At 52.3% G+C, this 287-nt stretch carries 1 protein-coding gene; it reads right to left on the bottom strand.

The annotated features are described in order from the left end of the window. A partial coding sequence (locus Q4563_RS19150) for an AI-2E family transporter (RefSeq protein WP_303605642.1) occupies positions 1-287 on the bottom strand: 287 nt, incomplete at both ends.

Raw genomic sequence — 287 nt, 5'->3', positions numbered from 1 at the left:
ACCCCAACGTACGCCCCATCATGCGGGGTTCCAGCACATTACCAAACGTCATATTGGCAACCACATAGGTGATAGCCGTTGCCAGTGCCGAACCTGGGCCTAACTGGATCAAAGCAATCAGCACAGCCGGAACAGCCGCAATAATAGAGCCGATATTGGGAATATAATTCAGCAGAAAAGCAATCACCGCCCACACCGGCGCATAATCCACCCCAATTATCCACAATACCACTCCGATACAGACCCCGGTGCCAAGGCTCATCAAGGTCTTGATGGCCAGATAACGC

Source organism: Gilvimarinus sp. 1_MG-2023 (assembly GCF_030548285.1).
The sequence above is the reverse complement of the archived record's forward strand: the minus strand, read 5'-3'. Positions and strand labels throughout refer to the sequence as shown.